Origin of the sequence: Algoriphagus sediminis (assembly GCF_030403435.1) — a bacterium.
Lineage (GTDB): Bacteria > Bacteroidota > Bacteroidia > Cytophagales > Cyclobacteriaceae > Algoriphagus > Algoriphagus sediminis.
Genome location: NZ_JAUEPH010000009.1, coordinates 37,682 through 56,905, shown reverse-complemented (window position 1 = coordinate 56,905; position 19,224 = coordinate 37,682). Strand labels below are relative to the sequence as shown.

Annotated in this window: 17 protein-coding genes and 2 tRNA genes; 11 read left to right on the top strand and 8 right to left on the bottom strand. The window is 40.8% G+C overall.

The features are described from left to right. Positions 1-28 precede the first annotated feature (28 nt). Together QVH07_RS17130 and QVH07_RS17125 are read right to left on the bottom strand one after the other, a co-directional pair. Positions 29-757, bottom strand: a complete 729-nt coding sequence (locus QVH07_RS17130) for a 3'-5' exonuclease (protein WP_290002864.1) — start codon at positions 755-757, stop codon at positions 29-31. A gap of 10 nt (positions 758-767) precedes the next feature. Beyond that, complete coding sequence (locus QVH07_RS17125; protein WP_290002863.1) at positions 768-1,169, bottom strand: hypothetical protein; 402 nt, start codon at positions 1,167-1,169, stop codon at positions 768-770. Between the two features lie 258 nt (positions 1,170-1,427). On the opposite strand from QVH07_RS17125, the gene QVH07_RS17120 reads away from it, so the two are divergent. After that, the gene (locus tag QVH07_RS17120; RefSeq protein WP_290002862.1) at positions 1,428-4,181 is read left to right on the top strand and encodes an alpha/beta hydrolase family protein; all 2,754 of its coding nucleotides are present in this window, start codon (positions 1,428-1,430) and stop codon (positions 4,179-4,181) included. Positions 4,182-4,244: 63 nt separating this feature from the next. Here the strand turns inward: QVH07_RS17120 and lipB are convergent, their stop codons facing one another. Then, positions 4,245-4,967 (bottom strand): lipoyl(octanoyl) transferase LipB, encoded by a 723-nt coding sequence (gene lipB / locus QVH07_RS17115; protein WP_290002861.1) that lies wholly within the window; start codon positions 4,965-4,967, stop codon positions 4,245-4,247. 71 nt (positions 4,968-5,038) lie between these two features. Here lipB and QVH07_RS17110 point away from each other — a divergent pair, with 71 nt between their 5' ends. The 3 genes from QVH07_RS17110 to QVH07_RS17100 all read left to right on the top strand — a co-directional run bounded on the left by QVH07_RS17110 (position 5,039) and on the right by QVH07_RS17100 (position 5,937). Further along, entirely contained in the window at positions 5,039-5,395 is a 357-nt protein-coding gene (locus tag QVH07_RS17110; protein ID WP_290002860.1) for a YraN family protein, read from the top strand. Between the two features lie 11 nt (positions 5,396-5,406). After that, positions 5,407-5,721, top strand: coding sequence for a lipid-binding SYLF domain-containing protein (locus QVH07_RS17105; protein ID WP_290002859.1), 315 nt, complete (start codon positions 5,407-5,409; stop codon positions 5,719-5,721). Between the two features lie 63 nt (positions 5,722-5,784). Beyond that, the gene (locus tag QVH07_RS17100) at positions 5,785-5,937 is read left to right on the top strand and encodes a hypothetical protein (RefSeq protein WP_290002858.1); all 153 of its coding nucleotides are present in this window, start codon (positions 5,785-5,787) and stop codon (positions 5,935-5,937) included. On the opposite strand, the gene QVH07_RS17095 is transcribed toward QVH07_RS17100, so the two are convergent. Further along, positions 5,938-6,795 (bottom strand): toxin-antitoxin system YwqK family antitoxin, encoded by an 858-nt coding sequence (locus QVH07_RS17095; RefSeq protein WP_290002857.1) that lies wholly within the window; start codon positions 6,793-6,795, stop codon positions 5,938-5,940. Positions 6,796-6,926: 131 nt separating this feature from the next. On the opposite strand from QVH07_RS17095, the gene QVH07_RS17090 reads away from it, so the two are divergent. Both QVH07_RS17090 and QVH07_RS17085 read left to right on the top strand, forming a co-directional pair. Beyond that, positions 6,927-8,129 carry a pyridoxal phosphate-dependent aminotransferase gene (locus QVH07_RS17090; protein ID WP_290002856.1) on the top strand — a complete coding sequence of 401 codons (1,203 nt, stop codon included), beginning with the start codon at positions 6,927-6,929 and terminating at the stop codon, positions 8,127-8,129. 74 nt (positions 8,130-8,203) lie between these two features. Then, entirely contained in the window at positions 8,204-8,917 is a 714-nt protein-coding gene (locus tag QVH07_RS17085) for a glycosyltransferase family 2 protein (protein ID WP_290002855.1), read from the top strand. On the opposite strand, the gene QVH07_RS17080 is transcribed toward QVH07_RS17085, so the two are convergent. Next, positions 8,918-9,694, bottom strand: coding sequence for a glycosyltransferase family 2 protein (locus QVH07_RS17080; protein WP_290002854.1), 777 nt, complete (start codon positions 9,692-9,694; stop codon positions 8,918-8,920). Positions 9,695-9,785: 91 nt separating this feature from the next. Here QVH07_RS17080 and QVH07_RS17075 point away from each other — a divergent pair, with 91 nt between their 5' ends. The 4 genes from QVH07_RS17075 to QVH07_RS17060 all read left to right on the top strand — a co-directional run bounded on the left by QVH07_RS17075 (position 9,786) and on the right by QVH07_RS17060 (position 12,886). Further along, positions 9,786-10,880, top strand: coding sequence for a DUF4421 domain-containing protein (locus QVH07_RS17075; protein ID WP_290002852.1), 1,095 nt, complete (start codon positions 9,786-9,788; stop codon positions 10,878-10,880). A 90-nt stretch (positions 10,881-10,970) separates the two neighbouring features. Beyond that, on the top strand, positions 10,971-12,515 hold the full coding sequence (amaB, locus tag QVH07_RS17070) for an L-piperidine-6-carboxylate dehydrogenase (RefSeq protein WP_290002847.1): 1,545 nt from the start codon (positions 10,971-10,973) through the stop codon (positions 12,513-12,515). A 191-nt stretch (positions 12,516-12,706) separates the two neighbouring features. Beyond that, positions 12,707-12,781 (top strand) — tRNA-Val (locus QVH07_RS17065). 30 nt (positions 12,782-12,811) lie between these two features. Next, positions 12,812-12,886 (top strand) — tRNA-Val (locus tag QVH07_RS17060). A gap of 51 nt (positions 12,887-12,937) precedes the next feature. On the opposite strand, the gene QVH07_RS17055 is transcribed toward QVH07_RS17060, so the two are convergent. After that, the gene (locus QVH07_RS17055; protein ID WP_290002844.1) at positions 12,938-14,767 is read right to left on the bottom strand and encodes a TonB-dependent receptor plug domain-containing protein; all 1,830 of its coding nucleotides are present in this window, start codon (positions 14,765-14,767) and stop codon (positions 12,938-12,940) included. A 194-nt stretch (positions 14,768-14,961) separates the two neighbouring features. Between QVH07_RS17055 and QVH07_RS17050 the strand changes: the two genes are divergently transcribed. After that, positions 14,962-16,881: a M1 family metallopeptidase gene (locus QVH07_RS17050; protein WP_290002891.1), complete on the top strand. Its 1,920-nt coding sequence runs from the start codon at positions 14,962-14,964 to the stop codon at positions 16,879-16,881. Positions 16,882-16,915: 34 nt separating this feature from the next. Here QVH07_RS17050 and QVH07_RS17045 read toward each other — a convergent pair whose 3' ends face one another. Continuing rightward, entirely contained in the window at positions 16,916-17,353 is a 438-nt protein-coding gene (locus QVH07_RS17045) for a VOC family protein (RefSeq protein ID WP_290002842.1), read from the bottom strand. 90 nt (positions 17,354-17,443) lie between these two features. After that, positions 17,444-19,096 (bottom strand): S41 family peptidase, encoded by a 1,653-nt coding sequence (locus QVH07_RS17040; protein ID WP_290002839.1) that lies wholly within the window; start codon positions 19,094-19,096, stop codon positions 17,444-17,446. Positions 19,097-19,224: the final 128 nt, after the last annotated feature.

The following is a 19,224-nucleotide window of genomic DNA, read 5'->3' as shown; positions in this document are numbered from 1 at the left end:
ATGTCAAAATGAAAACCTTTCTGAAGGCTTACTCCTCAATAGCTATAACCTCAAGGGTGAACGGTTGGGGCTGAGGATTCATGGCCAGATAGACTCTGGCGGTAACTTCGACATCTCGAAGACAATATTTGTTAATTTTCTCCATATCCTTTTCGATATGGTAAGTGTGATTAACCTGGCTTCCGTCAAGGTCATCCTTGGAAGATGGGATATCAAAAATCGAGGCAAGTAATTCCAGCCTTGTGTAATGTTTATAATCACCAAACTTCCATAATTCCAGGGTGTCAAGATGCCTGATTTCCCAGGGCTTTTTTCCTGCCATCTGTAGGGGCTCGGGGAGAGATACCCCATTGATCAGCATTCGTCTGCTAAGGTAAGGAAAATCAAACTCCTTTCCATTATGAGCGCAGAGGGTCCAGTTTTTCTTTTCCAGCAAGGCTTTGAAATCTTCCAACAATTCTCGTTCAGAAGGAGCTGAAAAAACTTTGGTTCGTAGGGTAAGCAGTTCATTTTCTCTGTCTAGCAAAATATAACCCACACCCACGCTGATCACCTGTCCAAATTCAGCATAGATTCCAGCTCTTTCGAAATATTGAGAACCGGGTTCGTAATCCGCATCGGTCTTGGATAAAAGCTCTTCTTTTTTCAGCCATTCTTCCCGAACTCTTTCCGGTACTTCATCAATGGACTCATAACCTGAGGCCGTTTCGATGTCTAAAAAAAGAATCTCGCTTAAGCTTTCAAAAAAATCTACCATAGACAAAAAATTAGGAATGCAGCACTCCTTTCATACCTAATTCAGGAATCATCCGAATTAAAGAAGGATCAAAACTGCCTGGTGTAAAGATAAACTTTTTATCAAAAATCTGATCCATAATGTAGTAGCTCACCCAAAACTCATTTGTAAGTTCAAAGACTGCAGGATCTAAAGGCTCGATTCTGGCATACTCCTGGGCTCCAAGTTCTTTCAAGTGGTGGCGGAGGACGGAAGTTTTTCTTGGTTCTCCATTGATTTCTCCATATCCTTTTGAGTTGATCAGAATAGTATTCAGCTCGATTAGATTTAGGTTTAGAATATACAAAGCCCAATTAGCCTCGCCCTGTTCTTCCTCTTTTACTATAGCCAGCTTGACCCCTTTGACCTCAGGGAATTCGATGTCTTTCTTCATTTATTTTCTGATAATGATTGGTCAACAAATTTATTGGTTCCTCGAGTTCATATTTTTTATTTGACATTCTTTCAGGGCAAATACTTAATCATGTGCTTGTGGCTGGCTAAAATGAAATACGATCTGAATTCTCTTTCAACTGACTATTCTTTTTCAAGGGTAATTCTATCTGCTTTTGCTCTCACCAGTTATCAAAAAAACTCCTTGGGTATTAGATTAGACTCTTAATTTCGGATTCAGAAATAAAGAAAAATAAATATGAAAAAGCTTCTGACTTTATCTTTTTGTCTCAGTTTATCCCTTCAGCTCTTCGCTCAAAAGAAGGTTCTGGACCATGCAGATTTTGATATCTGGAATTCCATTGAGAATGAGACCATTTCAAGGGATGGAAACTATATCATGTACTCCCTAGAGAGGGGAGAGGAAGATAATTTTCTTGAAATCAGAAACCTTCAAGGGGATTTGGTTTTTACCCATGAACGCGGGTATGATGGAGAATTCACCTTTGACAGTCAGTTCGCTATTTTTACCATTAAGGCCTGGGAAGAAGATATTCGTGAGCTGAAGAGGGCCAAGACTAAAAAGGAAGATATGCCCAAGGATACCCTGGCCATTTATCACCTTAATTCTGAGGAACTGGTAAAAATACCAATGGTCAGTTCTTATCAAATTCCCAAAAAATGGGCAGGAGTATTAGCTTATCAGCTGGACTCTGAGGCAGTGCCGTATGAAGAGAAGGAAGAAAAGCCTGGGAAGGAAAATGGCTATCACACCATCATTAGAAATCTCAATAGTGGAGATCAGGATAGCCTAAAGTATGTCATGAAATATGCCTTTGCTGAAGAAGGAGAGGTTATTACTTATGTCCTTTCGGACAAAGCTGAACAAGGTGCTGGAGTGTATGTATACGAGTTGTCAATTGGTGATCCTCTGCAAATATTTTCAGCTGAAAAAGCAAAGTACCCTCAGATGAATATAAGTAAGTCGGGAGGTCGTATCGCTTTTGTAGCTGACCTTGACACAACAAAGGCCTTGATCAGACCAAATGAACTTTACACTTGGTCAAAAGGAATGAACAGAGCAGAGAAAGTAGTGGACGAAACTTCTGCTCCTGATGGCTACCTAGTTTCTGCCGATGGAAGAATTTCCTTCTCGAAGGATGAAACCAAACTGTTTTTTGGTCTAGCCACCCCACCTATTTTACAGGATACCTCTCTCCTGGAGGAGGAAATTGTCAATGTGGAAGTTTGGACTTATGATGAACCAAGACTTTACACTGTTCAAGAGATGCAGGTGGAAAACGATCTCAAAAGGTCATTTCTTTCAGTAATTCATTTGGATGAGGGGAACAAACTGGTACAACTCGAAACTACCGAGCTACCGAATGCTGAATTGGGGAATGAAGGGAATGCTGACTTTGCCCTGGCAAATACTTCCCTTCCTTACGAATTACAAGGACAGTGGGAAGGTGGATTATACAGGGATTATTTTATTGTGAATGTTTCAAATGGTGAGGTGAAACCTGCATTTGAAAAAGTGAGGGGGCGGGTTAGTCTGAGTCCTGCTGGGAACTATGCCTATGGATATAGCTCCGCGGATAGTACCTGGTTTACATTTAATATTTCAAATGGCTCAAGAGTCGACCTTACCAAAGGAGAAGTCTTCTTTGACGAGCTTAACGACTCTCCAAACTTCCCAAGTGCGTATGGTTCTGCCGGCTGGACTGAGGGTGATAATGCCCTATTGATTTATGACCGATATGACATCTGGAAGTTTGATCCAGACTCTGGGGAAGGTCTAAGGTTAACCGAAGGAAGAAAAAAGACATTAGCTTATCGGTATGTAAAACTGGACGATGAGGCTCGGTTTATCTCTGAGGAAGAACCCTGGCTTTTGTCCACATTTAATGAGAAAAATAAGTATGGAGGCTTCTCTGAGTACAACCCAAAAAGCGGAAGCATCAATCAATTAATTGAGGGGCCTTATAGCTTTGGTCGTCCTAGGATGGCTCAGGCAAGTGATGAAATAATGCTTACCAGAGAGTCTTTTGAGGAATTTCCTAATATTCATGCCACCGACATGAGTTTCAGTAATCTTACTCAAGTTTCGGATGCAAATCCACAGCAATCTGAATATAATTGGGGGACGGCAGAATTAGTGAATTGGATCTCTTTGGATGGAAAAGAGCTGCAGGGAATGCTGATCAAACCGGAGAACTTCGATCCGAATAAGAAATATCCGATGATCGTTAATTTCTATGAGAAAAGCTCTGATGGATTATTTTCTCATAGACCACCGACTGCAGGCCGTTCTACGATTAGCTATAGCTTTTATACCAGTAGGGGCTATGTCATCTTTAACCCAGACGTGCATTACCGAATTGGTTATCCAGGTGAAAGTGCCTACAATTCTGTGATACCTGGGATCACTTCCCTTATTGAAGAGGGTTTTATCGATAAGGATAATATTGGCGTCCAAGGTCACAGTTGGGGTGGATATCAGATAGCTTATCTGGTGACCAAAACAGATATTTTCAAGGCTGCTGAGTCAGGAGCTCCTGTTCCAAATATGATTTCTGCCTATGGAGGTATTCGTTGGTGGACGGGCCTAAGCCGTCAGTTTCAATATGAGCATACCCAAAGTAGAATAGGCGGCACCCCTTGGGAATATCCGGCCAGATACGTGGAAAATTCTCCCATTTTCAATATTGATAAAATCAACACTCCGCTTTTGATCATGCATAATGATGAGGATGGTCATGTGCCCTGGTATCAAGGGATTGAGTTTTTCGTGGCCTTGAGAAGATTGCAAAAACCATCATGGTTCCTGAATTACAACGGTGAACCACACTGGCCACTAAAAAGACAAAACCGGAAAGATTTTAACGTTAGAATGGCGCAATTCTTCGATCATTACCTGAAGGGAGCTCCTAAACCAGTTTGGATGGAAAGGGGAGTTCCAGCCTTGGAGAAGGGAATTAATCAAGGCCTGGAGCTGACTGATAGCAAGTAATTGTCAAATGAATAAAAAACCTCTGTCATTGAAACGACAGAGGTTTTTTTGAAATTGAAAGAATCACTCTTCGATCAGTTCCATTTCAAAAAGATTTACCAGATGCCTCTTCATTTTTTCCTTTACTTCTGCAAGTGGTATCTCCTTACCGATTTCCTTTTGAAGAGAAGTAACGGCTTTGTCATCAATTCCGCATGGAATGATGGACTCAAAATAACTCAAATCAGAATTGATATTAAAGGCAAAGCCATGCATGGTTACCCAGCGGCTAGCTTTTACCCCTAGTGCGCAAATCTTTCTCGGATTTTTCTGCTCAATGTGATCTAGCCAGACTCCTGTGAGGCCTTCGATTCTTCCCGATCCGATCCCGTATTCTAGTAAGGTCAGAATCACAGATTCCTCCAAAAGTCTCAAATACTTATGAATGTCTGTGAAGAAATTATCAAGGTCGAGGATAGGATAACCCACCAATTGACCTGGTCCATGGTAAGTTATATCACCGCCTCGATTTATTTTGTAAAAAGTAGCATCCCTCTGCTTGAGTCCTTTTTCATCCAGAAGTAAATTTTTTTCATCTCCACTTTTACCTAAAGTGTAAACGTGAGGATGCTCAACAAAAATCAAGTAATTCGGGGTGAGTACTTTCTCCTCTTTACTAGCTTTTCGATTTCTGATTTTGAGGTCAACAGTTTTCCCAAAAATTTCCTCCTGATAATCCCAGGCTTTTTGGTAGTCCATTTTACCTAAATCTAGAAAAACTACTTTTTTATTTATAAATTCATTCATTGCGTTAAAGCTTGGAAGTAAACCCATCCGAAAAGGATATCGTTCCTCCGGGCCAAATTTAACTAATACTCATGGCCGAACACAATGAAAAAGGAAGACGAGCCGAGGAACTGGCGGCAAATTGGCTGGTAGGACAAGGCTATCAGCTTCGTGATAAAAACTACAGGTATCGGCATGCAGAAATAGACCTAATAATGGAGCATGAGGGCTTACTTATTTTTGTAGAGGTGAAGTTTCGGTCAGGTACAGGTTACGGTTATTCTGAGGAGTTTGTAGACTTCACAAAAAAACGACTGATCATTAAAGCAGCTGAAAATTATATCTATGAGATCGATTGGAAAAGGGATATCCGATTTGATATTTTGGGGGTTTATAAAGATCGAGATGGAAACTTTAATTACCGTCACTTCAAAGATGCTTTTTATTAAACCTTGAATTCATGAAAAAACTAACCTTAACTTTTTTGACCTTAACCATTTGCCTGGGAATAGCCTTGGCTCAAAACTCAAAAAAAGATCAAAAAATCATTGAAGACACTGCTGAAGCCAAAGCTGAATTTCTTGAAGCTGACCCTGATATGGCTTCTATTTTTAGTAGTTCCTATTGCTACATCATTTTACCCAATGTAGGTAAAGGTGGACTTGGAGTGGGAGCTGCATCGGGTAATGGAGTTGCTTATGAAAAAGGGTCTATGATCGGCTTTGCATCCATGAAGCAGCTAAGTATCGGTTTTCAAGCTGGAGGACAGGCCTAAAGAGAAGTCGTATTTTTCGAAGATGAAGAATCCTTCACTCGATTCAAGACGGGACAGATAGAAATGTTAGCTCAGGTTTCAGCTGTTGCTGCTACCGCTGGAGTTTCAGCTGATGCCAAATATGTGGACGGAGTTATGGTATTCACTATGGCAAAAGGAGGGCTGATGTATGAAGCCTCGGTAGGAGGTCAGCAATTTAAGTTCAGAGCAGATTAATCAGCTGTCGTTTCTGTAAAGTAATTTTCCGTCTTTATCCCATTCTGCTCGGATGTAGGGCCTGAAATTATCTGAGTAGGGTTCTTCCTGATATTGGATTTCGCGTTTACGGACCGCTTTGGTATTTCCTGTGTTCCAGTATTCAGTCCATAGCCCTACTTTCTCTCCATACTTGAATTCACCGGTTACGGCCACTTGACCATTTTCGTAAAAGTAAAAGTAATTCCCCTCCTTGGTTCCAAACTGAATCGGAGTGATCTGCTCTATCGTTTTCGAGCTTCTATCATAATAAGTGATTCGTGACTCTCTAGGCCAACCTTCTTCGAAGTGGTCTTTATCCTGCAGGACGTTTCGTTGGTCGTAAAGCATCCAGGTTTTATGCTTTGTACCATAAAAGTACATACCGGTTTCTACGGTAACTTCATTGAGAAGTCGCTCGTAAGGGCCATGTAATAGGTAACCCTCACCTGCCACGTATCCCTGATTTTTTATGGATTTATCCCCTGGATCATACCAATATACATCACGGATATAAGGGTCTGGTCGGTATTCGGCATCGGTATAATTGAACAGCTGAACGATTTCCTGACCGCGAATTTCATCCACCAAAACACCCTTACGAACTTTAATTCCGAACCACTCGTTTTTCCTGGCTTTCTTCTTTTTCTCTTTTTTCTCTTCCCTTTTACTTTCCTCATCAAAAAGCAATAAGGGCATGGTAGTGGGAAGTAGGGCTGAACTTACCTCACCCACCGAATCTGGATCGGATATCTCTGTATCTGATTTTTTATCATTTTGGCCGTAGGCCAAAGCAGAAATGAATAATAAAGAAAGAAGAGTTAGAATCTTCGTCCGCATAAACTTAGAACGTATTTTTTTACGGGCTATTTTCTTCAAAAATAACAATTCAGAATCAAATCTATCAGATCGTTTAGATTTATAAATCTTCTCTCTATTTTTGAGGAATTTGTAAAAAAATCAAACAAAAAATGAATTCTATTCTATCAGATCGGATAATCAATATGGAGGAGTCAGCTACGCTGGCTATGGCAAAAAAAGCGAGAGAGCTGAAAGCAAAAGGTACAGATATCATTAGCTTGAGCCTTGGTGAGCCAGATTTTAAAACTCCTAAGTTTATCCAGGAAGCAGCTAAGGAGGCAATAGATTCGGGGAATTACTTTTCCTATCCACCAGTTGCTGGCTATCAGGATCTGAGAGAAGCAATTGCTAAAAAACTTAGAGAAGAGAATAATATCTCTGAGGCTAAAGCCGAAAATATCGTTGTCTCTACAGGTGCGAAGCATTCCATCGCCAATACATTCATGTGTCTTTTGAACGAGGGTGATGAGGTAGTGATTTTTTCTCCATACTGGGTGAGCTATGCAGAAATTATCAAGTTGGCCGGTGGTGTTCCTGTTCTGATTGAGGGTACTTTGGAAAATAACTTTAAAGCAACTGCTTCCCAACTGGAGGCAGCTATCACTGATAAAACCAAAGCAGTCATCTATTCTTCTCCTTGTAATCCTACAGGTTCGGTTTTTAGTAAAGAAGAATTGGAAGCTATCGCTGAGGTCATAAAAAAGCATGATAGAATTCGGGTCGTAGCTGATGAGATCTATGAGCTCATCAACTTTGCCGGAGGCAATCATAGTATCGCATCCTTTCCTGGAATGTTCGAAAGAACAGTTACCGTAAATGGATTTTCAAAAGGTTTCGCCATGACAGGATGGAGGGTAGGATACATTTGTGCGCCATTGGAAATCGCCAAAGCTTGCGAAAAAATTCAAGGACAATTCACTTCTGGAAATACCGGAATTGCTCAAAGAGCAGCTTTTGCTGGGATCACTGGTCCGTCTACTGATTCAGAAAAGATGGCTGAGGCCTATTTAAGAAGAAGAGGCTTGGTTCTAGACTTACTTAGAGATATTCCCGGAATAAAGACTCATGTGCCAGAAGGTGCCTTTTATTTCTTTCCAGATGTTTCAGCTTTCTTCGGGAAGTCTATAAATGGAAAAACTATCAAGAATGCTGATGATCTTTGCATTTACCTTCTGGAAGAAGCACACGTTTCTTTAGTAACTGGTTCTGCGTTTGGAGCGCCAAGTTGTGTGAGGCTTTCCTATGCAGCATCTGATGAGCAGCTAAAAGAAGCTCTGAGCAGAATCAAAGCAGCACTTGCTGAACTCAGCTAATTCATAATAAAAGAAGCTCCGAAAGGAGCTTTTTTTGTACTTTCGATTCTGATACTTTTAGAATAAGATTGAAGATGGACTCAACGGTTTTGGTCATTACACCTGTTAAGGATTCGATAGATACTACCTTAGATACGGCCAAGGCTATTGCTGAATCCAGGGTTCCACACCATCACATTATATTCAATGATTTCAGTTCGGATGAGTCTACGAAAGAACTGGAGTCGAATAAGGGGAAAATAGGTTATGAGCTCATAAATCTTGCCGAAATCACTGATACGCCATCTCCTAATTACAAACTCGTGCTTCAACTTTCTCAAAAGAAAGCTTTGAAAATGGGAGTACCCTTGCTCGTAATAGAATCAGATGTAGTGGTTAAGCCTGAGACTATTTCAGGTTTATTGGATTTTACCTCAAAGAATGAAAAATCAGGTTTGGTAGGAGCCGTAACAGTGGATGAAGCAGGAGTGGTTAATTTCCCTTATCTGAAATTCAAGGGAAGAAAGGAAGAAGTGATAAGAACGGAACGTAGTCTAAGTTTTTGCTGTACACTTTTTAGCTCAGACTTTCTTCAGTCTTTTGATTTTCAAGAGTTAGACGATGCGAAGGATTGGTATGATACCTTTATCTCTAAGAAATCTCTGGAGTTAGGTTTTGAGAATTTCGTGCTCATGAATTCTCCAGTTTGGCATAGGCCACATGGAAGTCGACCCTGGAAACAGTTGAAATACAAAAACCCGATCAAATATTACTTCTTAAAGTACTGGAAGGGATTAGATAAGATTTAATCAGAGTTTCCCAAGAAACTTCATCAAGGTATTGTAAGGCTTTGACCAGGTCCTTTGAAATCTCAGAGGACCATTCAACTCCCGTTCGAAAAAGTCCTTGTGCTTACTATTTAGGTAGGCAATCCTTTCTCTTTTCAATTGGCTTGTTCCGGACTTTTTTCTTTTACTCTCAGGAGTTAGTCTATAATGGAAACCCACAAAAGGTAACCGAATTACTTCTCCACCATTTTTGAGCATTTTAATCCAAAACTCCCAATCTTCCCTCCCCATGGTCATATCTTCCGAAAATCCTCCCACCTCTTCCCAGTCCTTTCTTCGAAAAAGTGCTGATACAAAAATCATATTATCTCTAGCCAGGGCATTTATCGAGAAGGGCTTTAAGTTCCAGGGTTTGGTTCCATTTTCATTGAACTTGTCCGCCTGGCAATACACGACTTTGACCTGTGGTTGCTCTTCCAAAACCTTGACTGCCTCAGATATATAGTTAGGTTCGATTAAATCATCTCCATCCAGTGGAAGGATGTACTTTCCTGAGGCTTTTTTGATCCCGGTATTTCTAGCGGAAGTTACTCCGCCATTTTCCTGATCTACGATTTCAAGATTAGGGTATTTTGCCAAAAGCTTCATTGCTACCTGAAGACTGTTGTCTGTTGAGCCATCATTCACAACGATAACCTCTAAAGGTTTAAAGTCCGAGGAGAATGCGGAATGGATGGTTTCTTCAAGATACTTTTGGCCGTTGTAAACGGGAATGATGACTGATACTGAAGGATTCAAAGTGGAAAGTAAACTGAAAACTCAAGACTGAATTTCTAAATTAGATAAATCTTAGCAAATCATTTTGCATGTCAAAAATTCGATTTGTTTTATGTTGAATAAAAATTCAGGATATTTTTATTCTAATTTCACCATCTGGATGGGTCAAAAGAAACTTTTTTTACTTCTTATTTACTTTGGATTGAACTTTGGTTCTTTGGCTCAGGATATCACTTCTGACTTTGATAAAATTGATACGGCCTATTTAACTCCACATCCGGAAAAATTTAATCTTAGACTATATGTTTCGAGGAAGTATACTGATATCGTTTTCAATGGTCCTGAACGTCGTTATAGGTTTGAGCCAAATTCAGGATTGAATCTAGGGCTAGGTTTCACTTATCAAACGTTTACTTTGAATCTGGCGGCTCCTTTAGGTTTTATGAATCCAAACCGTATTGATGACTGGCCATCATTCCTAGACTTACAGTCTCATATTTATCCTAAAAACTGGATAATCGACTTATTCGGTCAATTTTATAGGGGTTATCGATTAGATGAACGCTTTTTGGCGAATTCTGAAGAAGAATATCTCCGGGAAGATATGCGAGTAATGCTACTTGGGGTCAATGCTAATTATGTATTCAATGGAGATAGAATAGCTCTCAGTGCAGCTTATAATCAATCTTCTATTCAGAAGAAATCAGCATTTTCCCCTTTCATTGGATTCGAGGCCTATGGGGGATTTATGAAGGGTGACTCCCTGTTTCTACCTTCCAATGAGGACCTACCCATTAATTATCGGCAGGTTGATTACTTTCAATTTGGGCCAAACGCTGGGTTTTCCAGTACCCTGGTTTTTTTAGGAGGATTTTACCTTACTGCGGTTGCCTCTGCTAATTTAAGTTTTGGGTATTCGGCTTGGGCAAATGATGATAAATTCAGTCGATGGGGATTTGCTCCTACCTATTTTCTGAGAGGTTTTCTGGGGTATAATGGCGAGAAGTTTTCAATCAATGGGAATTATGTCTGGAAAAACCTGAATCTTGTAAAGAACCAGGGTTTTGATCAGGAGCTCAATACAGGAAATTTTAGAATCAACCTGATTTATAAATTGAATCCATCTGAAAACTTTCGAAGGAAATTCAATAAGATTAATCCGGTGGTCTGGATTCCTAGATTATTCGGCAATAAGGGAGAGTCCTAGTATGGTACTTTAAGGCTGAAATCAAACCACCATTACTTTGCGTAAGAGCATAAATTAGTAGCTTTGGCTTAGTCAAAAAACTCAATTAGCATGTCAAAAGAATTCGGAATTGCTCAATCACTTGAGCGACTGGGAATTAAATCTGAAAATCTCGGTACCTCTACGGGAACCCGCTGGATAGATTCAGAAGGTCAATCTTTTTCTTCTTCTTCACCTGCAGACGGAGAGCTTATTGGAAGCGTACAGGCTACGGATAAGGACGGATACGAGCGTGTCATCTCTCAAGCGCAGATCGCTTTTGAAAGCTGGAGATTGGTTCCAGCTCCGCAAAGAGGTGAGATAGTCCGGGAGATAGGTAATGCACTACGAGAAGTCAAAGAAGATCTCGGTAAGCTTGTTTCATACGAAATGGGGAAATCCTACCAAGAGGGGCTAGGCGAGGTTCAGGAGATGATTGATATCTGCGATTTTGCAGTTGGGCTTTCACGTCAACTTTATGGGTTAACCATGCATTCGGAAAGACCTGGTCATAGAATGTATGAGCAGTGGCATGCCCTAGGTGTGGTAGGAATTATTTCTGCCTTTAATTTCCCAGTAGCTGTTTGGTCATGGAATTCAGCATTGGCCTGGGTATGTGGGGATGTTTGTGTTTGGAAACCTTCAGAAAAGGCACCTATGTCGGGGATTGCCTGTCAGCATATCGTTGGGAAAATTTTTGCGAAGCATGGACTCCCTGAGGGGATTTCCTGTCTGGTTAATGGAGATTATAAAGTAGGAGAGATGCTCTCGAATGACTCACGAGTACCTTTAGTTTCAGCTACAGGATCTACCAGAATGGGAAAATTGGTAGGTGAAGCAGTGGGCAGAAGATTGGGTAGATCTCTTCTTGAGTTAGGAGGGAACAATGCGATAATCATTACTCCTGATGCAGATTTGGATATGGCTATTCGAGGAGCATTATTCGGAGCGGTAGGAACCGCCGGTCAGAGATGTACAAGTACTCGAAGGCTAATCATTCACTCGAAGGTTTTTGATGAGGTGAAGAAAAGATTGGCTTTGGCTTATTCAAAGCTTGTGATTGGGAATCCACTGGACGAATCAAATCATGTGGGTCCGCTTATCGATAAAGATGCTGTAGACATGTACCAGAATGCCATAAAAAAGGCAGAATCGGAAGGAGCGATCAAAGTGGTAGAAGGAGGAGTCCTTTCTGGTGAAGGCTACGAATCGGGCTGTTATGTGAAGCCTTGTATTTATGAAGCGGAAAATCACTTTGAAATAGTTCAACATGAGACTTTTGCCCCAATTTTATACCTGATAAAGTATGAAGACTTGAATGAGGCTATTGCACTTCAAAATGGTGTTCCCCAGGGGCTTTCTTCAGCAATTATGACCACTAACATGAGAGAGGCTGAAGCATTCCTATCTGTGGCAGGCTCAGACTGCGGCATAGCCAATGTAAATATTGGTACTTCTGGAGCGGAAATCGGAGGAGCTTTCGGTGGTGAAAAAGAGACCGGTGGAGGAAGAGAGTCAGGTTCTGATGCCTGGAAAGCATACATGAGAAGGCAGACAAATACCATAAACTATTCCTCTGAGCTGCCATTGGCACAAGGAATAAAATTTGATATCTAGATTAGGTCTAATCATCTTTTCATATCGAATTCGTTTCGCAGTTAATTCTTGTTTTAACCTGCAAGCTTGTGAATCAAGTCAATTACTCGAAAAATTTTGGGCTCAGTATCAATAATTTAGAAGGAAGGCTGAGTTAATTGTTTGCCGATTAAGAAATAGCACTTACATTTGCAATCCGTTTCAAGAACACTGGGAGCTTAGCTCAGTTGGTTCAGAGCATCTGCCTTACAAGCAGAGGGTCGGGGGTTCGAATCCCTCAGCTCCCACTTTTCTTTAAACGACACGAATTTTCTTTCGGGAGCTTAGCTCAGTTGGTTCAGAGCATCTGCCTTACAAGCAGAGGGTCGGGGGTTCGAATCCCTCAGCTCCCACATTAAAAAAGCCTCCCATCAGGGAGGCTTTTTATTTTTCTAATTTTTGGGTTACTGAAAATTTATGGAGAATCCAGCTCTAAACCATCTGCCTGGCATTTCTACAAATCCAGCCTCTATGTACTCGGTATTAGTGATGTTTGAAGCTTCTGCGAAGAAACCTATTTTACCGATTCTGTTATAATCAACTCTCATATCTAGGATAAAATATGGATCTTGGGCCATCCTTTCCACTTGTCTCATTTTGATGTTCCACTCGATCTTTTTTCCAATGCCCAATAACACCCCTGCAATGAATTGATGCTTCAGAGCGGTTAAAGAGTATCTTGTTTCCAGCTCGGAAGATTCGTCCTGAATATTAGCATCGATATAGTTATATGATAGCATTAGCTCTTTAACCTGAACAAATTTTCCCGTCGGGTTAACTCTATAATTAAAGGATACCTCAGTTCCCTGAAAACTAACTTGATTGAAGTTTTGAGGCTGCCAGGGGTCCTCCTCATTAAGCCTCGCCCATTCGATCAGGTTATCGGTGTCTCGAACGAAATAAACCAATTCAGCTCGGAAGGGTCCTTTATTCCATTTTGCTCCGATCTCAAAGTTTTGAGCCTCCTCGGGCTGTAAATTTTCATTTCCAATGTTGGTGGGGCCTATGTAGTAAAGGTCGGTGTAGGTTGGAATTCTAAAGCTTTTGCCATATCCCGCGTAAAGTCTCAAATTTTGATTGGCTTGAAAGCCCAATTCTGCTCCTGGGAAATGCTTCCAATCGTATTCTGAATAATAAGTTGAGTAAATTCCTGCCCTTAAATCAACTTTGTCTCCAAACTGAAACAAATGCTCCAAGAATAACCCAAAAAGGGTTCTGTCATGATTCCCCAAATTTGAACTTTCTATGCTCTCCTCACGAAGTTCCAATCCAAATCCAGTGGTCCCCAGGCTATTTTCTATGGATCCATTGGTTTCGATAGCCATCACATCTGTGGTGTGATTATTCTGAAAGAATTCCGGTTCCTCTCTTCTCAATCTGAATTCATCCACATTTCTCCTCCAATAAGCTCTTGTATTCAACGAAAATCCTCCCGCATTATAGATGTGGGAAAGAGAAGCTAAAGTGGTCTGAATACTTTCCCATTGATCTGGGAAAGAACTGGTGTAAAATCCATTTGCTCCAAAAGTTCTATCGGTGTAGGCAATCATTCCTCTCAGGCTATTATTTTCATTTAAATCCAGTCCTCCCTCATAGAAGATATTGCCTACCTGATAGTCAGAATTATACCAATGTCCATTTGAGTCATCATGTGAGATGGCTAGGTTCTGTTTATAACTTCCTACGGGTAAGGATCCAGCGAATGAGATTCCTTTCATCCCAAAGTCTCCGGCATAACCTTGAAGATTTAATCTTTTTTCATCGGATAGCTTCGTAATAACGTTGATTGCTCCGGCATATGCATTTTGTCCGAAAATTCTTGAAGCAGGACCTTTTAATACCTCAACCCTGTCAATTTCCAACATCGGAACCGGAATATTCATCATATGATGCCCAGTCTGAGGATCGCTTAGTTTGATCCCATTGAGAAGCATTAGCGTTTGCTCAAACGAACCACCTCTAATTCCGATGTCAGCTTGCACCCCGGTAACACCCCTTTGACGGACATCCACTCCAGGAACGAAGGTCAAAACCTCCTGAAGGCTTCGGGCTGGGGTGGTTTCCAAGACCATTCTATCGACCACAGAGATATTTCGGTTTTGCTTCGAAAAAGGAATTTGAATTCTGTTCTCCTGAATGATTACCTCGCTTAGGTTCATTTGGATGCTATCTTCCTGTGAGAAAACAGGTGACACTAAAAAAAGCCAAAAAACAAATAGGAAGTTAGATTTCATTTGGTTTAGTCATTTGCTGAGCAAAGTAATCGCAAAATGCTCCTAATTCCAATCTCTTGTATTTCTAAAAAAATGTGAACACCACACCGTTCAGCCTTACTTTGCATTTGTCAGCAAAAGCAATTGATTATTTTCGCAAAAAAACAACACATCGAATGAGGAAGTATCTCGCGGCCATACTTGGGTCTGCTATCATGAGTTTAGTTGCATTTGACGGATTTAGTCAAGAAACACGTGAAACTAATCAGAGTAAATTTGGGGAATTTAGAGACAGAACCAGCTCATATTACAGATCTGCTTCTGGAAAGCCTGGAGAAGGATATTGGCAAAACAAAGCTGATTATGTCATAGAGGCTACTCTGGATGATGAGGCGCATAGATTGAGTGGTACAATCACCATGAACTATACCAATAATAGTCCGGAGGAGCTTGAATTTGTATGGATGCAAATGGAGCAAAATAGATTCACCGAGGAATCCAGGGGAACTCTAACCACACCCATTCAAGGAAATCGATACAATGGAGATGTAGATGGCGGATATGAGATCAGTAACCTTACATCGAAGGTAGGCAAGAAAGGCGACAGCTCTTCTGAATATTTGATTGATGATACCAGAATGCAGGTTTGGTTTGCAGAACCTATTCCGGCAAGAGGAGGAACGGCTACTGTATCCATGGATTTCAGTTACAAAATCCCTACCGATGGAATGGACAGAATGGGAAAACTGGAGGTTCAAGATGGATACATTTATGCCATGGCCCAATGGTATCCCAAGGTGGCTGTTTTTGATGATGTAGAAGGGTGGAATGTGGAGCCTTATTTGGGGGCTGGAGAGTTTTATCTTGAGTATGGAAATTTTGACTATAAGATCACCGTTCCTTATGACCATATTGTCGTTGGGTCCGGAAAGCTTATGAACCCAAAAGAGGTCTTAAGTTCCGAGCTAATGGATCGATATGAAAAGGCCATGAACTCAAAAGAGACGGTTTACCTGATTTCTCCTGATGAAATTAAAAATCATGAATTGACCAGACCTAAGCAGGAGGGAATGATTACCTGGCATTTCAGCATTGAAAATAGCCGAGACGTGGCCTTCTCCTCTTCTGATGCGTTTATTTGGGATGCAGCCAGAATTAATTTGCCTTCCGGCAAAACAGCTTTGGCACAGTCTGTTTACCCAAAAGAAAGTGATGGTCAAGACGCCTGGTCAAGGTCAACAGAATACAGCAAAGCTTCCATTGAGCACTATTCAGAGAAATGGTTTGAATTTCCATATGCCACTGCTACCAATGTTGCGGCAGACATAGGAGGGATGGAATACCCAGGTTTGAACTTTTGTAGTTATCGCTCAAAAGGTTCAGGGCTATGGGGAGTTACGGATCATGAATTTGGGCACAATTGGTTTCCGATGATCGTAGGCAGTAACGAAAGAAGGTATGCCTGGATGGATGAAGGATTCAATACATTTATTAATCATTACAGCTCAAATGAGTTCAATAATGGAGAGTATCCTTCCAGCCTTAATGAGACCAGAAGATATCTAAATTGGTTTACAAATGAGGGAAGAGAAGGTATAGACACCTATCCAGATGTATCAAACCTTAGTAACCTTGGAATGATCGCCTACAACAAACCCGCAATGGGTCTATTAGTACTTCGGGAATACATTCTGGGACCAGAGCGATTTGACAATGCATTCAAGTCCTATATCAATACCTGGGCTTATAAGCATCCTACGCCTGATGATTTCTTTAATCATATGGAAAATGTAGCGGGTGAAAATTTATCATGGTTCTTTCAGGGTTGGTTTTACGGCACGGGAAATATTGATATTGGTCTGGCCACAGTGGCTCCGTATGCTGGGAATTATGTGGCTGTGTTGACAAATGAGGGAGAAATTCCGATGCCTGTTCTTCTGGAAATCACCTATGATGATGGAAGTACAGAACGGCAAATGGTTCCTGTGGAGGTTTGGCAGAGAGGAAATACCTGGAATCACATGATCCGTACTGATAAAACGGTAACTAAGGTAGTTATAGACCCAGATAAGATTCTTCCAGATATTCAAATAGGGAATGACAGCTGGCCTACTGTGATTTACGAAAAGAAATAACTAAAAAATGCTCGAAGAAATTCGAGCATTTTTTTTAATAATCGTCATTGATTTCAAGCCAATATCCGTCGGGATCCTGAATATAAATTTGTTGGACTCCATCGACTCTATTTGTAATTTTCCCTTTTTCACCCTCCCAGCTTTCAAATGGATATTTGGTGGAATTTAGGCTCTCAATAAAGGTATCCATATCCTGCATGCTAAAGCAGAGGTGATTCACCTTAGATAAATCTTCAGGTCGTTCAGCACTTTCTATCAAATGTAGAGCAGCTCCTCCGCCGATATCATACCAGGCATGCAGCCCATCTTTGAAGGGCTCTTCAATCTCCTGGAGTTTAAGAATTTCATCATAGAAAGCCATGCTGGCTTCTAAATCTGAAACATGTACAGCAATGTGATTTACTTTAATCTGTGCATGCGACTGAGTGAGGAAAAGGATTAATACAAAGGAGGTAAATACGTGTTTCTGCATGGTTTTAAATCTAAATTATTTGAAAAGATAGGAACTTGAGCAAAAAAAAGAGCAACCAGTCGGCTGCTCTTTTCATATAGTTTTTAACTTTTAATCGATGTCTTCGGTACTGAGGTCCTCGGCCATTGCGATTCGATTGGCTTCATCAAATAAATTTAAGGCTTGTAGATATACTTCATTGATATCATTTACCACTTTATAGAAAGCACTGTCATCATATAGCTGTCTTCCCAAATGGGCCTTCATAAGGACCTTTAAGTAGTCTTTAGATTTAGTGAAATCTGCTTCATCAAATTCTACAGAATTTTTCTCGCCTACCTTCACTAGATCATTTAGCATTGCATCCGAAACCTCATAGTCTTCATAATAATCCAGCATACTCATCGATGCGAAATCATCCTTATTCTCATTTACAAAGTCGAGAATGTATTCTCTTGAGGCAGAAGAATTAAATAGTCGGGTAACATATGCGCTGGCATTTGTGGTGTCCAGCGGAACGAAATAATCCGGCATAATTCCACCCCCACCATACACAGTCCGACCTTTCTTAGTCTCGTATTTCAGGCTATCGTTGAATTGGATGCTGTCTGCTGAGAAAAATTCTCCATGCTCGTATCGCTCTAGCCAATCTCTTTCATAGGCCTCATAATCATCCCCATATGGTTTTTGGATGGATCGGCCTGATGGAGTGTAATATCTGGCAATGGTTAATCTTAATTCGGCACCGTCAGAAAGGTCGATTGGGAGTTGCACCAGTCCTTTACCAAATGATCTTCTTCCTACGATCAGTCCTCTATCGTTATCCTGAACAGCTCCTGCTAAAATTTCAGATGCAGAGGCAGATCCCTCATTCACCAGAACAATCACAGAGCCATCCTCAAACATACCTGGACGGAACGCATATGCTTTTTGACTGTATTGCTGAACTTTACCTTCCTGAGAGACAATTAAAGCTCGATCTCCCAACAGTTCGTCTGCCATATTTATTGCCGCCCCCATGTAACCTCCTGGATTTCCTTGGAGATCGATGATGAGCTTGCTCATTCCCTTATTTTTGAGTTCCGTCAGAGATTCTTTAAACTCTTCATAAGTATTAGCTCCAAATCGGGTTACCTTGATGTAACCAATCTCATCATTTACCATGTAGGTAGCATTAATACTGTACTGAGGGATTTTATCTCTTGTAATGTCGTAAGTGATCAGGTCCTTTTGGTTTTTTCGCTTGATATCCACTGTAACCACAGATCCTTTCGGACCTCGAAGCTTGTCGAACACATCTCGGTTAGTAACTCCAACCCCTGCTACTTTTTCTCCATCTACGTTTATAATTTGATCACCTGATTGAATACCCAAGGCTTCAGAAGGCCCTCCGGTTAAAGGTGCTACCACATAAATGGTGTCACGAATGATTCCAAATTCTACTCCTATTCCATCAAATTCACCATCCAGCTGGGATTGTGCAAGTTCAGCATCTCTGGGAGGGATATAGCTTGAGTGGGGGTCAAGATTTTCTAAGATCTTGGTGATTCCATATTCAACCAATTCACCGCTATCTACGCTGTCTACATAATCGCGATTGATATAGGTCATAATTTCCTGCATTTTATACAGGGCTGCTCTTAGATCATTTTGGTTGTTTTCGGGCTCGGCAAAAGTCGCTCCTATCCATATTCCTGCTGAGATTGCTATTGCTAGAATAATGGGGAGTCGAATTTGATTTTTGCTGTTTCCTGTACTGCTCACGTCGTCAATATTTTTAATAGTCAGAATAGTAACTCATAAAAATGCAAAAAGTCTTCAGCATAATTGAGCCATTTGTTAAAGTTAACAATTGTTTATACGAGAAAGATTGATAATGATTGAAAATGTCC